Genomic DNA, 15,912 nt, shown 5'->3' on the forward strand with positions numbered 1-15,912 from the left:
CCATCCCTGGGGGCTCGACGGCGCCATCCCTGGCGCCAACGGTCGGCTTAGAGCCTGGCTCCCCCTCCCAGCAAGACCTGAGTGTCACTACAGGGGCACTACCTGGTTATCTATCAGTCTGGCCTTGCCCAGAAAGGCGGCCATTAAAATCACCGCCGCCCGGCTGTGTTCGCCGAGCGGTGCCAGGGTGTCGGCATCGACGATATCGATGCCGTCGGTGCGAAAGCCGGCGCCATCCAGCCGGGCGGCGCCTTCCTTCGACAGCAGTTCGAGATCCCGTTCACCCGCGGCCAGGCGCTCGGCCAGCCGGTTCATGGTGGCGGCAAGCATCGGCGCCAGGGCCCGCTCCGCCCCGGTCAGGTAACCGTTGCGGGAACTGAGCGCCAGGCCGTCCCCGGCGCGCACCGTGGGCACGCCCAGGATCTCTACCGGCAGGTTCAGATCGGCGGTCATTTTACGGATCAGCGCCAGCTGCTGGTAGTCCTTTTCGCCGAAGCAGGCCAGATCCGGTTGCACCAGGTTGAACAGCTTGCACACCACTGTGCTGACCCCGTCGAAGTGGCCCGGGCGCAGGGCGCCTTCCAGCACCTGCGAAATGCCGGGCACGCTGACCCTGGTCTGCTGTTGCTGGCCATGCGGGTACATCAGCTCGGGGGTGGGGGTGAACACCAAATCCGCCAGCTCGCCGAGGCGCTCACAGTCCTGCTCCAGGGTGCGCGGGTAGGCGGCCAGATCGGCGGCCCGGTCGAATTGCAGCGGATTGACGAAAATGCTCACTACCACCCGGTCGGCGCGGGCCCTGGCCTGCTGCACCAGCTCCAGGTGGCCCTGGTGCAGGTTGCCCATGGTGGGCACGAAGCCGATGCGCTCGCCGCCTCGGCGCCAGCCGCCGATGACGGTCCTCAGTTCCTCTATGGTGCTGACCAGTTGCATCTTCTGTCCTCAGTTGAAACTGTGCTCGGGGCCGGGAAAGCGCCCCTCGGCTACTTCGGCCACATAGGTTTCGATGGCGGCCCGGACGTTGCCGCTCTCGGCCAGGAAGTTCTTGGTGAACTTGGGCACGTAGCCGGAGGTCAGCCCCAGGGCGTCCTGCATCACCAGCACCTGGCCGTCGGTGTCCGGGCCGGCGCCGATGCCGATCACCGGGATGCGGAGTTCCCGGCTGATGTCGGCGGCCAGTTGGCTGGGCACGCACTCCAGCACCAGCAGCTGTATGCCGGCCGCCTCCAGGGCCCTGGCGTGGCGCTTGATCTGCTCCGCCTGCTCGGCCTCGCGGCCCTGCAGCTTGAAGCCGCCGAACACGTGCACAGACTGGGGGGTAAGGCCCAGGTGGCCGCATACCGGTACGCCCTGGCGGGTCAGTTGGGCGACGGTGTCCGCCAGCCAGTCGCCGCCTTCCAGCTTGACCATATGGGCGCCGGCCCGCATCAGGGCGGCGGCGCTGGCGCAGGCCTGCTCCGGGGTGCTGTAGCTCATGAACGGCATATCGGCGACGATGAACGCATTCTTGCTGCCGTTGGCCACACAGCGGGTGTGATAGGCGATGTCGTCCACGCTCACCTTGAGGGTGCTGGCCTCGCCTTGCAGCACCATGCCGAGGGAGTCGCCGATCAGGATGGAGTGGACCCCGGCCTGTTCGAACAGGGTGGCGAAGGTGGCGTCGTAGGCGGTGATCATGGCGATTTTCTGGCCGGCCTGTTTCATCGCCTGCAGGCGGGCCGTGGTGATTTTGCTCATGGTGGTTTCCTGTTACTGCGCCGGCAACCGGGTCATGCCGTTTTGCGGGCAATCCTGCAGCAGCCGGGCCAGGGGCGTGCCACAGGGCAGCACCAGCTCCGGAGCCAGGTCGGCCAGCGGGTAAAGCACGAATTCCCTTTGTTTCATGCCGTAATGGGGGATGGTCAGCCGCTCGTCCTCGATCTGCCGCTCACCGTAGAGCAGTATGTCCAGATCCAGGGTGCGGGGGCCCCAGCGTTCTGCCTTGCGCTCCCGCCCCTGGGCCAGTTCTATCGCCTGCAGGGCGTCGAGCAGGGCGTGGGGCGAGAGCCGGGTGTCGAAGGCCGACACGCCGTTGACATAGGCCGGCTGGTCCGTCGGTCCCATGGGACGGCTCCGGTAAAGCGGCGAATGGCGCAGGCTGCCTGGCACGGCCAGTGCGGCCAGCGCCTGCCGGGCGGCCCGGATCTGGCCCTCGGGGTCATTCAGGTTGGCGCCGAGGGCGACAAAGACCCGGGTCACGTTTCTCTTCTCCGGCGCGGGCGGCGGCGGGGACGCTTGCGCGGCGACTTGCGCGGGGCGGCCTCGTCCTGTTCCTCGTCCTGCTCGCGGGTCGCCACCTGGCTCAGCCGTTTCTGGTCGACCGGGTTGGCGGCCTGGAAGTCGGTCCACCACTCGGCCAGCTCCTTGAGCCGGGGATCCAGTTCGGCCCGCAGCAGCAGGAAGTCGTAGCCGGCGCGGAACTTGGGGTGTTCCAGCAGCCGGTGGGGCCGCTTGCCGGCGCGCTTGGTCAGCCGATCCTGCAGTTGCCAGATATCCCGCACCACGGTGCTGAAGCGGCGGGGCACGGCCACCGTCTTCACCTGGCGGCCGATGACCTCGTCGGCCGCCAGCATAAAGGCGTCGTGGTAGCCGAGGCCGCCGTCGTTGACGAATTCCTGGGTGCGGGTTTCCACCGGCCCCCACAGCAGGGCGGCGTAGAGGAAGGCGGGGGTCACCCGCAGATCCTGGGCGATGCGTTCGTCGGTGTTGGCCAGGGCCAGCTCGATAAAGCGGCCATAGCGGTTGTTGCCCCGGCCCATGACCTCGGCGGTTTCCGGGAACAGGGGCGCAAACAGGCCGTAGTGCTGCATCTGGCGGTAGGTTTCCAGCCCCTGGCCGGCGAGGAACAGCTTGAGGGTCTCCTCGAACAGCCGGGCCGGGGGAATGTCGGACAGCAGCGGCGCCAGCTCCCGGATGGGGGCCTCGGTGCGCGGGCTGATGCTCAGCCCCAGCTTGGCGGAGAAGCGCACCGCCCGCAGCATGCGCACCGGGTCTTCCCGGTAGCGGGTCTCGGGGTCGCCGATAAGCTCCAGGCGGCGGGCTTCCAGATCCTTGAGGCCACCGGCGAAACCGAGCACGCTGAAGTCGGCGATATTGTAGTAGAGGGCGTTGACGCTGAAATCGCGCCGCTCGGCGTCTTCCTCTATGGTGCCGTAGACGTTGTCGCGCAGCAGCATGCCCTCGGAGGACTGGGCCGAGATGTGCTTGTTGGTGTTGACCTGGTGGTGGTGGCCGCGGAAGGTGGCCACTTCGATCACGTCCCGGCCGAACAGCACATGGGCCAGGCGGAAACGGCGCCCCACCAGCCGGCAGTTGCTGAACAGCTGCTTGACCTGCTCGGGAGTGGCGTTGGTGGCGACATCGAAGTCCTTGGGCTGGCGGCCCAGCAGTAAGTCACGCACCCCGCCGCCCACCAGGTAGGCCTCGAAGCCGGCCTTGTTCAGGCGATACAGCACCTTGAGGGCGTTTTCACTGATTTGTCGGCGCGAAATGCCATGCTGGTCGCGCGTCAGCACCACGGGTTGCAACGGCAACGCCTCCTGTTGTCGGGTAAGCAGCTTTTTACAAAAGCCGGCAATCTGGGAAAAAATGGGACACCTCGCAAGGCCTTAAGCTAGAAAAATCGGCGCACTATGATAGCGCAGGGCGCTCTAAATGCGAACTATCGGCGTGTTTCAGCTCGATATGGGGTCCTTTGGGCACCCGTTCGAGCCGCCAATGTTGCCCGGCCCAGGCCAGCAACTCGGCCGTGCCGGCACCAAACAGCTCCATTGGCGGATGCTGGCCGAGAAAGGCCAGGGCCTGCCACAGGGCCTCGCCCGGGCGATGCCTGTCCAGGGCCGGCGCATGGTTCTGCTTGGACAGCTTGTGGCCGCCGTAAGTGGCCAGGGGCAGGTGCAGCCAGCCGGGTTCGGGGGCGCCCAGCAGCCGGTAGAGGGCTATCTGGCGCACCGTGGGCTCGAGCAGGTCGGCACCCCGCACCACCTCGGTCACCCCCGCCTCGGCATCGTCGAGCACCACCGCCAGGTTGTAGGCGTAGAGGCCGTCGCGCCGGCGCACGATAAAGTCTTCTTCCGCCAGGGCCCCGGGCACCGTCACCCTTCCCTGCAGGCGATCCTCGAAGCCGTGGACCGGACGCTCCAGCCGCAGGCGCACGGCGGCACCCGCGGCGGGCAGCCGCAGATCCCGGCAGTGGCCGGTATAGAAGCCGCCGGCCTCGGCGATCATCTTGCGGGTGCAGTGACAGTGATAGGTCAGCCCCCGCGCCCGCCAGTCGTCCAGCACCGCCTGGTAGCCCGGGTGGCGACGGCTCTGGTAGACCAGGGGGCCGTCCCAGTGCAGGCCGAAGGCCTCCAGGGTGCGCAGTATGTCGTCGGCGGCGCCGGGAACTTCCCGGGGCGGATCCAGATCCTCGATACGCACCAGCCACAAGCCCCGGCTGGCCCTGGCCTGGAGGTAGCTGCCGAGGGCGGCGATCAGGGAACCGAAGTGAAGGGGACCGCTGGGCGAGGGAGCAAAGCGCCCAATATAGCGGTCGGGCGCGGTGTGGGTCATAGCATGTTGGGCCGGTTTAGTAACCGGCCATCTGTTTTTCCTTGATCTCGGCCAGGGTCTTGCAATCGATGCACAGATCGGCGGTGGGACGGGCTTCCAGCCGGCGGATGCCGATTTCCACGCCGCAGTGCTCGCAATAACCGAAATCGTCGTCTTCGATCTTCTGCAGGGTCTTCTCGATCTTCTTGATCAGCTTGCGCTCCCGATCCCGGGCCCGCAGCTCGAGGGCGAATTCTTCTTCCTGGGCGGCCCTGTCCACCGGGTCGGGGAAGTTGGCGGCCTCGTCCTTCATATGGCCTACGGTGCGATCCACTTCTTCGCGCAACTGATTGCGCCAGGCACCCAGAATCTTGCGGAAGTGCGTTTTCTGCGCTTCGTTCATGTATTCTTCGTCGGGCTTCGCCTGGTAGGGCTCGACACCGGCAATGGCCAGAATACCGAGAGATTTTTTGGTTTCGACTGCTGGCATTCCGTATCTCCTAAAAAGCAATATTGCGCCAACCAAATTCAAGAAGCGGCTATCTATAGCAGAAAGCACGTTGACAAGGCAATTTTGCGTTGTGATTTCTGCGGGTACGGCTTCCTGAATACGACCGTGGCCACTTCTTTTTCACTTCCGCCTGGCGGAGGTGGTGAAAGAGGGTGGCGACTCTTTGGTGAGCCCTCCATATGGGGATGGGGAATGGCCTTTTCAAGGGTGGAGCCGGTAGCCATGCTGCGGGTACCATTCCACCCCATTTATGAACTATAGGTATTATCGTGCAGTTTTCCTCTTCTTTATCCCGGGGCCGCTTGATAAAGCGTTATAAGCGCTTCCTCGCCGATGTGGACTATCAGGGGCGTCCCCTGACCCTGCATTGCCCCAACACCGGCCGCATGACCGGCTGCGCCGAGCCCTCCTTTACGGTGTATTTTTCCACGTCCGCCAATCCCAAGCGCAAGTACGCCCACACCTGGGAACTGAGCGAGAACCAGCGGGGCGAACTTATCTGCGTCAATACCGCCCGGGCCAACCAGCTGGCGGCGGAGGCCCTGGCCGGGGGGCTTATCCCCGAGCTGGCCGGCTATGGCCGGGTGCAGGCGGAAGTCCGCTACGGCGAGGAGGGCAGCCGCATCGACTTCCTGCTGAGCGAGGGCGGCCGGCCCGACTGCTATGTGGAGGTGAAGAGCGTGACCCTGCTGGAGCAGGACGGCCGGGGCTACTTCCCCGACACCGTCAGCCTGAGGGCGCAGAAGCATGTGCGGGAACTGATCCAGTGCGTGCGCGACGGACGGCGGGCGGTGATGCTGTTCTGCGTGTTGCATACCGGCATCGACCGGGTCGGCCCGGCCCGCCACCTGGACCCGGCCTACGGCCGGCTGATCGACGAGGCGCTCTCGGCCGGGGTGGAATGCCTGGCCTGGGGCGCCGACATCAGCCCAGAGGGGATGCGGCTGGCCCGGGCGCTGTCCTTTACGCCCTGAGTGGCCAGCTGTGCAGCGGTTCGTAGTGGGGCCCCTGCTCGGTCTGGACGGAGCGGTAGAGGCCGAGCGAGCGGGGCCGGTAGACGAGCGGCTCCGTCTCTGGCAACGGGCAGGCCGCGCAGTGGCGAAAGAGGGTGACATGGGGGCGAAAGGCCCGGTGGGGCGGGCCCAGCTTCAGGCTGGCGCAATACAGCCCCACCTCCTCGGCCAGCTGGGCCAGTGCTCCGGGCACCCGGCTCGGCCCCGTCCACACCACGCCGGCCCTGGGGAAGCAGCCCAGGCGGTTCAGGCGCAGGGTGAAGGCGGGCAGCGTGCGCCGGCCCAGCCAGCGCTCCAGGGCCCCTTGCCGGGACATCTCGGTCTGGCCCAGAAAGCGCAAGGTCAGGTGGAACTGGTGGGACGGTATCCGCCGACCGGGCAGGGCCAGCCAGTCCTGCAACCGGCCCAGGGCGGGCGCCAGTTCGTCGGCGGGAAAGGCCAGGAACAACCGGTTGTCGGGCTCTTTCATCGTCGTGGTCCTTTGCGGAGGCTTTTGGCACAATATAGTGGTTTTCGGCCAGTCAGGTAACAGCGTGGACCAACTCCCCATTCTCGAGGCCCTGCCGCGGTTGCGGCAGGCGCTCGACGCCTCCCAAATCATCCTGGAAGCCCCTCCCGGCGCCGGCAAGTCTACCCGGCTGCCGCTCTGGCTGCTGGAGCAGCCGGACATCCGGGGCCGCATCATCATGCTGGAGCCGCGCCGGTTGGCGGCCCGCACCATCGCCCAGTACCTGGCGCAACAGCTGGGAGAGGCCCCGGGCGGACGGGTGGGCTACCGTATGCGTGGCGAAAGCCGGATCGGCAAGCACACCCGACTGGAAGTGGTGACCGAGGGGGTGCTGACCCGGATGCTGCAGGCGGATCCCGAACTAGAGGGGGTGAGCCTGTTGGTGTTCGACGAATTCCACGAGCGCAGCCTGCAGGCGGATCTGGCCCTGGCCTTCGCCCTGGAGTGCCAGGCGCTGCGGGAGGATCTGAAGATACTGGTGATGTCCGCCACCCTGGAGGGGCTGGCGCTGGAGCAGCTGCTGCCCGATGCCGTCACCGTCAGCAGCGCCGGCCGCAGCTTTCCGGTCGAGCTCGAGTACCAGCCCCGCAACCAGCATTCCCGGCTGGAAGAGGCAATGGGACGGGCGGTGCTGGGCAGCCTGGAACGGCACCCGGGCAGCGTACTGGCCTTCCTGCCCGGCGAGCGGGAGATCCGCGCCACCCATGACTGGCTGGCCGACAGGCTGGCCGACGGCGTCGAGCTCAGGCCTCTCTATGGCCGTCTGACCCTGGCCGAGCAGCAGGCGGCGATTGCGCCGGCGGCGGCGGGCCGGCGCAAGGTGGTGCTGGCCACCAATGTGGCGGAAACCTCCCTGACCATAGACGGCATCGGCATAGTGGTGGACTCGGGCCTGGAGCGCCAGGCCCAGTTCGACCCCGAGGCCGGCATCACCCGGCTGCTGAGCCGGCAGATAGGCCAGGCCTCCGCCACCCAGCGGGCGGGCCGGGCCGGCCGGCTGGGGCCCGGTGTCTGCCTGCGGCTCTGGGCCCGGGAGCAGCAGGAGCGGCTGGCCCCCCGGCGGCCGGCGGAAATCGAACAGAGCTGCCTGGCCGCCTTCGTGCTGGAATGCGCCGCCTGGGGCGCCGAGCCCGAAGGCCTGCCCCTGCTGACGCCGCCGCCGGCCCCGCTGCTGGCGGCGGCCCGGCGACAGCTGGCGGAGCTGGGGCTGCTGCACGGCAGCCAGTTGAGCCCACTCGGGCGGCGGGTCTGGCAATTGGGGGCCGAACCCTGGCTGGGCCAGTTGCTGCTCACCGCCCTCGACTGGCAAGGGCAGGGCCGGGAAGGCGCCCTGGCCGATGCCGTCTACCTGGTGGCCCTGCTGGAGGAAGGGCGGCTGGAGGACGGTCCCCTGTCGGGGCAGCTGCTGGCCCGGCAGGGACGGCTGAAACCGGCGGCCGAGCGCTGGTTCCGCCGGTTGGAGCAGCCAGTAACCGTGCCGGGCGGCCACTACCTGGGGCTGCTGCTGGCCAACGCCCGGCCGGAGTGGCTGGGGCTGTTGCGCCAGCAGGGCCGCTACGGCCTGGCCGGCGGACTGAGTGCCGACCTGCCCCAGGGCAGCCCCCTGCTCGGCAAGCCCATGCTGGCGGTGGCGGCCCTGGGCCGCGGCGAACGGGGCGTCTTTATCCAGGGGGCCGAGCCGGTGGCGGAAGAGCAGTTGCGCCGCTACCTGCCGACGCGCTTCGAGGAGCGCGAGCACCTGCAGTGGGATGCCGAGGCCAACCGGGTGCGGGCCGAGCGCCAGTGGTGTTTCGGCAGGCTGGTGCTGCGGCGCAGCCCCCTCGGCGAGGTCAGCCCCGGGCAGCGTGCCCGCTGCCTGCTGGAAGAGCTGGTGCGCCGGGGCTGGGCGGCACTGCCGCTGGATGAGGAGGCGCGCCAGTACTGGCTCAGATTGAAACTGGCCGGACAGAAGCTGGCCGACTGCGGCTTCGAGCCCTGCGACGAGGCCCGGTGGCTGGCCGAGGCCGAGCACTGGCTGCTGCCTTATCTGACGGGGCTCGGGCGCTGGGAGGAACTGGGCCGGCTGAACTGGCTCGGCATATTTAAGAGCCGGCTGGACTGGTCACGGCAGCAATTGCTGGATACCCTGCTACCCGGCCACCTCGAGCTGGCCACCGGCACCCGGGCCGCCATCCGTTACCGGGAAGAAGACGATCCCGTGCTGCCGGTGCGGCTGCAGGAGATGTTCGGCCAGTCGGCCACGCCCGAGCTGGCGCGCGGTCGGGTGCCGCTGGTGCTGGAACTGCTGTCGCCGGCGCGGCGTCCGCTGCAGATTACCCGGGATCTGGCCGCCTTCTGGGCCGGCTCCTACCAGGATGTGAAAAAAGAGATGAAGGGGCGTTACCCCAAACACGTGTGGCCCGAGGATCCCGCCAACACGGCGCCGACCCGGCACACCAAGAGGCAGATGAAAGACTGATATGGCAACCCGAAAACGCAAGTCGACCAAAAAGCCGGTCAAACGGCGCCGCTCCTGGCTGGGCTGGGGCCTGTTGTTCAAGCTCGGCCTGGTCATGGCCGTGCTGCTGGGCATCTTCGGCATCTACCTGGACAGCCAGGTGCGGGAGCGCTTCGAGGGCCAGAAGTGGGCCCTGCCCGCCCTGGTCTACAGCCGGCCGCTGGAGTTGTTTCCGGGGCAGAAGCTGTCCCACCAGCAGATGCTGCGTGAGCTGCAGCTGCTGAATTACCGCAAGGTGGCCAGCCCCGGCCGGCCCGGCGAGTACGCGGTGACCAACAACCGCATCGAGATCCACCGCCGGCCCTTCAATTTCGCCGACGGCGCCGAGGCGGCCCGCGCCATTCTGCTGACCTTCGACGGCCAGCGGCTGGTGCGGATGCAGAACCCGGCCAACGGCCGGGAACTGGGCTATGCCCGCATGGATCCGGTGCTGCTCGACCGGCTCAACGTGGAACAGCGGGAAGACCGGTTGCTGGTGCGGCTGGATCAGGTGCCCGAACTGCTGGTCACCACCCTGCTGACGGTGGAGGACCGGGACTTCTACCGCCATGACGGGGTGTCGCCCCTGGCGATCCTGCGTGCGCTGGTGGTCAACCTCAAGGCCGGCCGCACCGTGCAGGGCGGTAGCACCCTGACCCAGCAGCTGGCCAAGAACTTCTTCCTGACCCAGGATCGCAGCCTGTGGCGCAAGGTGCAGGAAGCCTACATGGCGCTGATCATCGACTTCCGCTACGAGAAGGACGAGATCCTCGAGGCCTACCTCAACGAAGTCTACCTGGGGCAGAATGGATCCCAGGGGGTGTATGGCTTCGGGCTGGCCAGTTACTTCTATTTCGGCCTGCCCCTGAACGAACTCAATCCGGACCAGATCGCCCTGCTGGTGGGACTGGTGAAGGGACCTTCCTTCTACGATCCCTGGCGCAACCCGGGGCGGGCCCAGGAGCGGCGCGATCTGGTGCTGCGCCTGCTGGCCAACGAGGGGCATATCGACCGGGATACCTACGAGCAGTCCAGCAGCAGGGAGCTGGGGCTGATTGAGCGCGGACGCATGGGCTACGGCCGTACCCCGGCCTTTATGGGGCTGTTGCGCCAGGAACTGCGCGATCGTTTCGGTGCCGACTTCCTGCGGCAGAACGGGCTCAAGATCTTCAGCAGCCTGGACCCCATCGCCCAGCACAGTGCCGAACAGGCGGTGGTGGAGCAGGTGAAGCAGCTCAGGGCCAACACCAAGCGCAACGATCTGGAAGCGGCGGTGGTGGTGTCCAACTGGCGCAAGGGCGAGGTCAGCGCCGTGGTCGGCGGGGCCGATCCCAGCTTTGCCGGTTTCAACCGGGCCCTGGCGGCCCGCCGCCCCATCGGCTCGCTGATCAAGCCGCCGGTGTTCGCCGAGGCCCTGGCCAACGGCTATGGCCTGGCGACGCCGCTCAAGGACGAGCCCATCAGCCTGCGCAGCGATGCGGGCCAGGTGTGGCGGCCCAACAACTACGACCGCCAGTTCCGCGGCCAGGTGATGCTGGTCGATGCCCTGGCCAAGTCCCTGAACGTGCCTACCGTCAACCTGGGCATGGCCCTGGGTCTCGACAAGGTAGTGGAGGGGCTCCGGCGGCTGGGGGTGCAGCAGCCTATCCAGGCCTATCCTTCGTTGCTGCTCGGCACCCTGGAGCTGACCCCCCTGGAAGTGAACCAGCTGTACCTGACCCTGGCCAACCAGGGGTTGTACCAGCCGCTCACCTCCATCCGCGCCATCCAGGACGAGCACGGCGAGCTGCTTTACCAGCATGACGCCAGGGCGGTGCGGGTGCTGGAGCCGGAGGCCGGCTACCTGGCGCTCTACGCCATGACCAAGGTGGTGGGCGGCGGCACCGCGGCCCACCTGGCGGCCCGCTTCCCCAACCGGGTGATGGCGGGCAAGACCGGCACCACCAACGATCTGCGGGATACCTGGTACGCGGGGCTGGACAACGAGGAGCTGGTCAGCGTCTGGGTGGGGCGTGACGACAACGGCGTGACCGGCCTGACCGGCGCCAGCGGCGCCCTGCGGGTCTACAGCCGCTACCTGGACGGACGCGGCGTCGACTCCCTGGAACTGACGGCGCCCGCCGGCATCGACCAGGTCAATTTCGCGGTGCGCGACGGCCAGCCCGCCGATCCGCGCTGCGAACAGACCCTGCTGCTGCCGGCCAAGGCCGCCGGCCTGCCGGGCATTCGCGGCTGCCGGCCGGCCGTGCCGGTGCAGCAGCCCCAGCGGCCCTCGTCCGGCGAGCCGATCAGCGACTGGCTGAGGGACATTTTCAATTTCGCCCGCTGAGGCAGGGTGAAAGCCTCCATCTCTGTATATGCTCAATAGTATGGAGATGGAGGAGCCGCCCATGTTTTCTTTTCATCATGTCACCCTGAGCGTGCGTGACCTGTCCGTGGCCGAAGGGTTCTACAAGGGACTGGGGTTCGAGCCGGTTTATCGCTGGCAGGACGCCGAAGGCCGCCTGCAGATCTGTCATTTGCGCCTGGGGCAGGCGCTGCTGGAGCTCTACTGTTTCCGTCCGGAGGAAGAGGCCGAGTTGCCCAGCTTTCCCCCCTGGGCCAATGGTTTCCGCCTGGGGCTGCGCCATTTCGCCCTGCAGGTGGACGATCTGGATCGGGCCCTCGGTTCGTTGCACGGCGCCGGCATGCTCGCCGACAAGCCTTCCCCGGTGAAGGGACAGACCTGTTCCCGCTATGTGTTTATTCTGGATCCGGACGGCAACAGCGTGGAATTGCTGGAAGGGCCGCTGGTGGAGATCCAGCGGCCGGAGTAGGGCGGGTCAGTCCCGGGCGGGCCAGCCCCGGGCGGGTCAGCCCCGGGCGGGTCAGCCTTTCAGGGCGGCGAAGGCCCGATCGGCGGCGGCCAGGGTATGGGCCAGCTCCTCGTCGCCGTGGGCCAGGGACATGAAGCCGGCCTCGAAGGCGCTGGGCGCCAGGTAGACGCCCTCTTCCAGCATCAGGTGGAAGAAGCGCTTGAAGGCCGCCAGATCGCAGCGGGTGACCTGCTCGTAGCGGCTGATCTCCTTCTCGTTGGTAAAGAAGAAGCCGAACATGGCACCTACCCGGGTGGTGGTGAAGGGGATGCCGTGCTTGTCGGCCGCCGCCTGCAGTCCTTCCACCAGGGTCTTGGTTTTCTGCTCCAGGGCCTCGTACACGCCCGGCTGGCTGATGGCGTTCAGGGTGGCCAGGCCGGCGGCCATGGCCACCGGGTTGCCGGACAGGGTGCCGGCCTGGTAGACGGGGCCGGTCGGTGCCAGGTGTTCCATCACCTCGCGACGGCCGCCGAAGGCGCCCACCGGCATGCCGCCACCGATGATCTTGCCCAGGGTGGTGAGATCCGGTTTGACCCCGTAGCGCGCCTGGGCGCCGCCCAGGGCGGCGCGGAAGCCGCACATCACCTCGTCGAAGATCAGCAGGGCGCCGTACTGGTCACAGAGGGTGCGCAGGCCTTCGAGGAAGCCGGGCGCCGGCGGGATGCAGTTCATGTTGCCGGCCACCGGCTCCACTATGATGCAGGCGATGTCCGCGGGAGCGGCCTCGAAGGCGGCCTTGACCGAGCCCAGATCGTTGAAGGTGCAGGTCAGGGTGTGCTTGGCGAAGTCGGCCGGCACCCCCGGCGAGTTGGGTTGGCCCAGGGTCAGGGCACCGGAACCGGCCTTGACCAGCAGACAGTCGGCGTGGCCGTGGTAGCAGCCCTCGAACTTGAGGATCTTGTCCCGGCCGGTAAAGCCACGGGCCAGACGGATGGCGCTCATGGTGGCCTCGGTGCCGGAGTTGACCATGCGCACCTGCTCCATGGAGGGCACCAGCCGGGTCACCATTTCCGCCATGGTCACTTCCACGCCGGTGGGGGCGCCGTAGCTCAGGCCGCGGGAAACCGCTTCGATGACGGCGTCGCGCACCGCGGGGGCGTTGTGACCCAGGATCATGGGACCCCAGGAGCCGATATAATCAACGTAGGCCTTGCCGTCCACGTCGAAGAGGTAGGCACCGTCGGCCCGCTCGATAAAGCGCGGGGTGCCGCCCACGCCGTTGAAGGCGCGGACCGGGGAGTTGACGCCGCCGGGGATCACCCGGCGGGCTTGGGCAAACAAATCGTCGGACTTGGACATGTCGGTATCCTTTGAATGGGTCAGAGGTGGCGCTGGGCCGGGGTGGCCCGACTATAGCAAAAAGCGGGCGGGGCGAGAATGGCAGTCCCTTTGTGCTGGCGCCGCCGGCACGGCTTTGGCACAATCCGCCGCTGTCTCGATGGGGAGTCGTCCATGAACAAACCGCTCGATCGCCGTATCCTGATTGCCTCCCTGGGGGTAAACCTGCTGTTGCTGGCGGTGGCCGGCTACCTGGGGCTGGGATACCGGGAACTGGATAGCCGCCTGGCCCAGAGTCAGTTGCAGGCGGAACGCAGCCGCCAGGAATTGCTGGCGCTGCGGGTCGACCTGCAGGCCCTGCTGAGCGCCGAAAGCAGCCAGTTGGCCCAACTGGAGCAGCAGTCCCGGCAACTGGCGGAGCAGGCCCAGCAACTGGCGCTGTATCGCCAGGTGCTGGCGCCGGACGAAGGTCCCGAGCTGCTGCTGGCGCAGGAGGACATAGCGGCCCAGGCGGAGCCCGGGTTGTTCGGCTATCGTCTGGTGTTGCTGCAGCCGGGCTCGGGCGGCAGCAGGGTGACGGGGCAGGCCCGGCTGCAGGTGCGGGCGGTGCAGGACGGACGGGCCCTGATACTGAATGACGAGGCCCTGGGCGCGGCGCCGGTGACCCTGGATTTCCGCCATTTCCAGGTGCTTTCCGGCCAGTTGCGGCTGCCCCCCGGGGCCCGGGCGCAGACCCTGGAGGTAAGGCTGGAGCTTGAGGGCGACCGCCGGCGAACCCTGAGCCTGACCTGGCCCATTCCGGACAATACTTGAACTGTTTACTCGGGTATTGGATAATTTTGGGCGATAACCAACCCGAGAGGTAGTGATGAGTGATGCAGTCCCCTTGCCGATCCAGATGAGCGATTCGGCAGCCAACAAGATCAAGGCCCTGATATCCGAAGAGGAAAATCCCGAGCTCAAGCTCAGGGTCTACATCACCGGCGGTGGTTGTTCCGGCTTTCAGTACGGCTTTACCTTCGATGAGAAAACCAACGACGGCGACACCGTGATCGAAAAGAACGGCGTCATCATGGTGGTGGACGCCATGAGCCTGCAGTACCTGGTGGGCGGCACCGTCGATTATGTCGAGGGACTGGAAGGCTCCCGCTTCCTGGTCACCAATCCCAACGCCACCAGCACCTGCGGCTGCGGCTCCTCCTTCAGCGTGTAAGGCATCCCATGTCCCTGTTCGACTGGCTCAAGGGAGCCGACAACGAAGGCGCGCCGGCGCCGGTGGTGGACTCGGCCGAGCGGCTGGCGCTCTACCAGAAGGCCTGGTGCCCCTACTGCCAGCGGGTGAAGGCGGTCATCGCCGAGCTGGGCCTCGACATCGCCGAATACGACACCAACGATCCGGAGCAACTGCAGGCGCTGCTGGCGGGCGGTGGCCAGCGCATGGTGCCCTGTTTGCGCATCGAGTTCGAGCCGGGGCGCTATTACTGGCTGTACGAGTCCATGGACATCATCGCCTACCTGCGCCGCCACTTCGGAGAGCGCGCATGAGCGACTTCCGGTTGCATCCGCAGCTGGCGGCGGATTGCGTGGTGTTGGGGGAGCTGCCCCTCTGCCTGGTGCTGCTGGCCAAAGACGGCCGCTATCCCTGGCTGATACTGGTGCCGAAGCGGGCCGATATCCGGGAAATCCACCGGCTGGACGAGGTGGAACAACGGCAGTTGATGCGGGAGTCCTGTGCCCTGGCCCGGTTGATGGAAACCGAGCTGGCGGCCGACAAGATGAATATCGCCGCTCTCGGCAATATGGTGCCCCAGCTGCATCTGCACCATGTGGCCCGTTTCACCACCGACGATGCCTGGCCCGGGCCTGTCTGGGGCAGGCATCCGGCCTTGCCCTATCCGGATCCCGGCGCCGAAGCCGAACGCTGGCGCCGGCGACTGGCCGGCCTCGAAGGCTTTTCCGCCGCGGAATAGCTCCCGGTAAGGCGAGGGCCAAGTACCGCCGCGGTTGAACCGGGGGCGGCGCCTGGCCCCCGGTTTATTTTTCCAGGGGAATGACCAGCAGGTCGCAGTTGATGTTCTCGACAAGCTGGTGGGCCACGGACGAGTTCTGGCGGAACAGATGGTGCTCGTGGCCGCAGATCAGCAAGTCCGCGTCGCAAAGCCGCACCGCCTCGCAAATCTGTTCCACCAGGTCACCGCTGATCAGTATCTGCTTCTCCAGGGGGTAGTCCACGGACGCCAGCATCTGCTCCAGCTCCCGCTTGGCGGCGAGCAGCGGCTTGTCCTCCAGCTCATGGGTGAACACTTCGTACATCTGGTTGTACAGGCTCTGCATCTTGAGGTTGACGTGCACGATCGACAGCTTGGCCTGGTTGGCCTTGGCGCGGGCGACGGCCTTGTCCAGCACCTTCTGGTAATTGGGGGACAGGTCGATGGTGACGAGAATATGCTGATATCCACTCATTATTGATACTCTTATTCCATTAGTGAGTTTGGTGTCCGCCGGAGAAAGGCGGTGGCAAGGCGCTGCCGGGGCGGCGCAATCAATAGGCGCCTCGGCCCCTTGCACCCGGCCAATATAGCAGTGGCGCACGGTGGAAAACCCGTACCAGCGCACAGTTTTCAGATAAATTTTTATTTGAAGATATTTTATGGGAAGGAAAATGACCCGACGGCACCGAAGAGGCCGTCGGGCTTTTG

17 protein-coding genes are annotated in these 15,912 nt (G+C 66.8%); 8 read left to right on the forward strand and 9 right to left on the reverse strand.

What is annotated here, in order from left to right; translation table 11 throughout:
- Positions 1-87: 87 nt before the first annotated feature.
- The 6 genes from panC to dksA form a co-directional block, all read right to left on the reverse strand.
- The gene (gene panC / locus AN401_RS01395; protein ID WP_096778345.1) at positions 88-933 is read right to left on the reverse strand and encodes a pantoate--beta-alanine ligase; all 846 of its coding nucleotides are present in this window, start codon (positions 931-933) and stop codon (positions 88-90) included.
- A 9-nt stretch (positions 934-942) separates the two neighbouring features.
- Positions 943-1,737: a 3-methyl-2-oxobutanoate hydroxymethyltransferase gene (gene panB, locus AN401_RS01400; RefSeq protein ID WP_094039520.1), complete on the reverse strand. Its 795-nt coding sequence runs from the start codon at positions 1,735-1,737 to the stop codon at positions 943-945.
- 12 nt (positions 1,738-1,749) lie between these two features.
- On the reverse strand, positions 1,750-2,238 hold the full coding sequence (gene folK / locus AN401_RS01405; RefSeq protein WP_096778346.1) for a 2-amino-4-hydroxy-6-hydroxymethyldihydropteridine diphosphokinase: 489 nt from the start codon (positions 2,236-2,238) through the stop codon (positions 1,750-1,752).
- Positions 2,235-3,596, reverse strand: a complete 1,362-nt coding sequence (pcnB, locus tag AN401_RS01410; RefSeq protein WP_232513430.1) for a polynucleotide adenylyltransferase PcnB — start codon at positions 3,594-3,596, stop codon at positions 2,235-2,237. Before pcnB ends, folK begins: the two co-directional genes overlap by 4 nt.
- A 73-nt stretch (positions 3,597-3,669) precedes the next feature.
- Positions 3,670-4,593 carry a tRNA glutamyl-Q(34) synthetase GluQRS gene (gene gluQRS, locus AN401_RS01415; RefSeq protein ID WP_096778348.1) on the reverse strand — a complete coding sequence of 308 codons (924 nt, stop codon included), beginning with the start codon at positions 4,591-4,593 and terminating at the stop codon, positions 3,670-3,672.
- A 16-nt stretch (positions 4,594-4,609) separates the two neighbouring features.
- Positions 4,610-5,062 carry an RNA polymerase-binding protein DksA gene (dksA, locus tag AN401_RS01420; protein WP_094039516.1) on the reverse strand — a complete coding sequence of 151 codons (453 nt, stop codon included), beginning with the start codon at positions 5,060-5,062 and terminating at the stop codon, positions 4,610-4,612.
- A gap of 290 nt (positions 5,063-5,352) precedes the next feature.
- Here dksA and sfsA point away from each other — a divergent pair, with 290 nt between their 5' ends.
- Positions 5,353-6,057, forward strand: coding sequence for a DNA/RNA nuclease SfsA (gene sfsA / locus AN401_RS01425; protein WP_094039515.1), 705 nt, complete (start codon positions 5,353-5,355; stop codon positions 6,055-6,057).
- Here the strand turns inward: sfsA and thpR are convergent.
- A complete protein-coding gene (gene thpR / locus AN401_RS01430; RefSeq protein ID WP_096778349.1) occupies positions 6,047-6,565 on the reverse strand; it encodes an RNA 2',3'-cyclic phosphodiesterase in 519 nt (172 codons plus the stop codon). The two genes, sfsA and thpR, sit on opposite strands and share 11 nt — an antisense overlap.
- Before the next feature lie 64 nt (positions 6,566-6,629).
- On the opposite strand from thpR, the gene hrpB reads away from it, so the two are divergent.
- The 3 genes from hrpB (at position 6,630) to AN401_RS01445 (ending at position 11,896) form a co-directional block, all read left to right on the forward strand.
- The gene (gene hrpB / locus AN401_RS01435; protein ID WP_096778350.1) at positions 6,630-9,062 is read left to right on the forward strand and encodes an ATP-dependent helicase HrpB; all 2,433 of its coding nucleotides are present in this window, start codon (positions 6,630-6,632) and stop codon (positions 9,060-9,062) included.
- Between the two features lies 1 nt (position 9,063).
- Positions 9,064-11,409 carry a penicillin-binding protein 1B gene (mrcB, locus tag AN401_RS01440; RefSeq protein WP_096778351.1) on the forward strand — a complete coding sequence of 782 codons (2,346 nt, stop codon included), beginning with the start codon at positions 9,064-9,066 and terminating at the stop codon, positions 11,407-11,409.
- 61 nt (positions 11,410-11,470) lie between these two features.
- Positions 11,471-11,896, forward strand: coding sequence for a VOC family protein (locus tag AN401_RS01445; protein WP_096780276.1), 426 nt, complete (start codon positions 11,471-11,473; stop codon positions 11,894-11,896).
- Positions 11,897-11,947: 51 nt separating this feature from the next.
- Here AN401_RS01445 and hemL read toward each other — a convergent pair whose 3' ends face one another.
- Positions 11,948-13,234, reverse strand: a complete 1,287-nt coding sequence (gene hemL, locus AN401_RS01450) for a glutamate-1-semialdehyde 2,1-aminomutase (protein WP_096778352.1) — start codon at positions 13,232-13,234, stop codon at positions 11,948-11,950.
- Positions 13,235-13,387: 153 nt separating this feature from the next.
- Between hemL and AN401_RS01455 the strand changes: the two genes are divergently transcribed.
- The 4 genes from AN401_RS01455 to AN401_RS01470 are packed head-to-tail and all read left to right on the forward strand — an operon-like array spanning position 13,388 to position 15,183.
- The gene (locus AN401_RS01455) at positions 13,388-14,026 is read left to right on the forward strand and encodes a DUF6776 family protein (protein ID WP_094041023.1); all 639 of its coding nucleotides are present in this window, start codon (positions 13,388-13,390) and stop codon (positions 14,024-14,026) included.
- A gap of 55 nt (positions 14,027-14,081) precedes the next feature.
- Entirely contained in the window at positions 14,082-14,426 is a 345-nt protein-coding gene (gene erpA / locus AN401_RS01460) for an iron-sulfur cluster insertion protein ErpA (protein ID WP_094041024.1), read from the forward strand.
- Positions 14,427-14,434: 8 nt separating this feature from the next.
- A complete protein-coding gene (locus AN401_RS01465; RefSeq protein WP_096778353.1) occupies positions 14,435-14,758 on the forward strand; it encodes a glutaredoxin family protein in 324 nt (107 codons plus the stop codon).
- Positions 14,755-15,183: an HIT domain-containing protein gene (locus AN401_RS01470; RefSeq protein WP_096778354.1), complete on the forward strand. Its 429-nt coding sequence runs from the start codon at positions 14,755-14,757 to the stop codon at positions 15,181-15,183. The genes AN401_RS01465 and AN401_RS01470 overlap by 4 nt, the downstream gene beginning before the upstream one ends.
- A gap of 64 nt (positions 15,184-15,247) precedes the next feature.
- Here the strand turns inward: AN401_RS01470 and AN401_RS01475 are convergent, their stop codons facing one another.
- Entirely contained in the window at positions 15,248-15,676 is a 429-nt protein-coding gene (locus AN401_RS01475) for a universal stress protein (protein WP_094041027.1), read from the reverse strand.
- Positions 15,677-15,912: the final 236 nt, after the last annotated feature.

Source organism: Zobellella denitrificans (assembly GCF_002407485.1).
Lineage (GTDB): Bacteria > Pseudomonadota > Gammaproteobacteria > Enterobacterales > Aeromonadaceae > Oceanimonas > Oceanimonas denitrificans.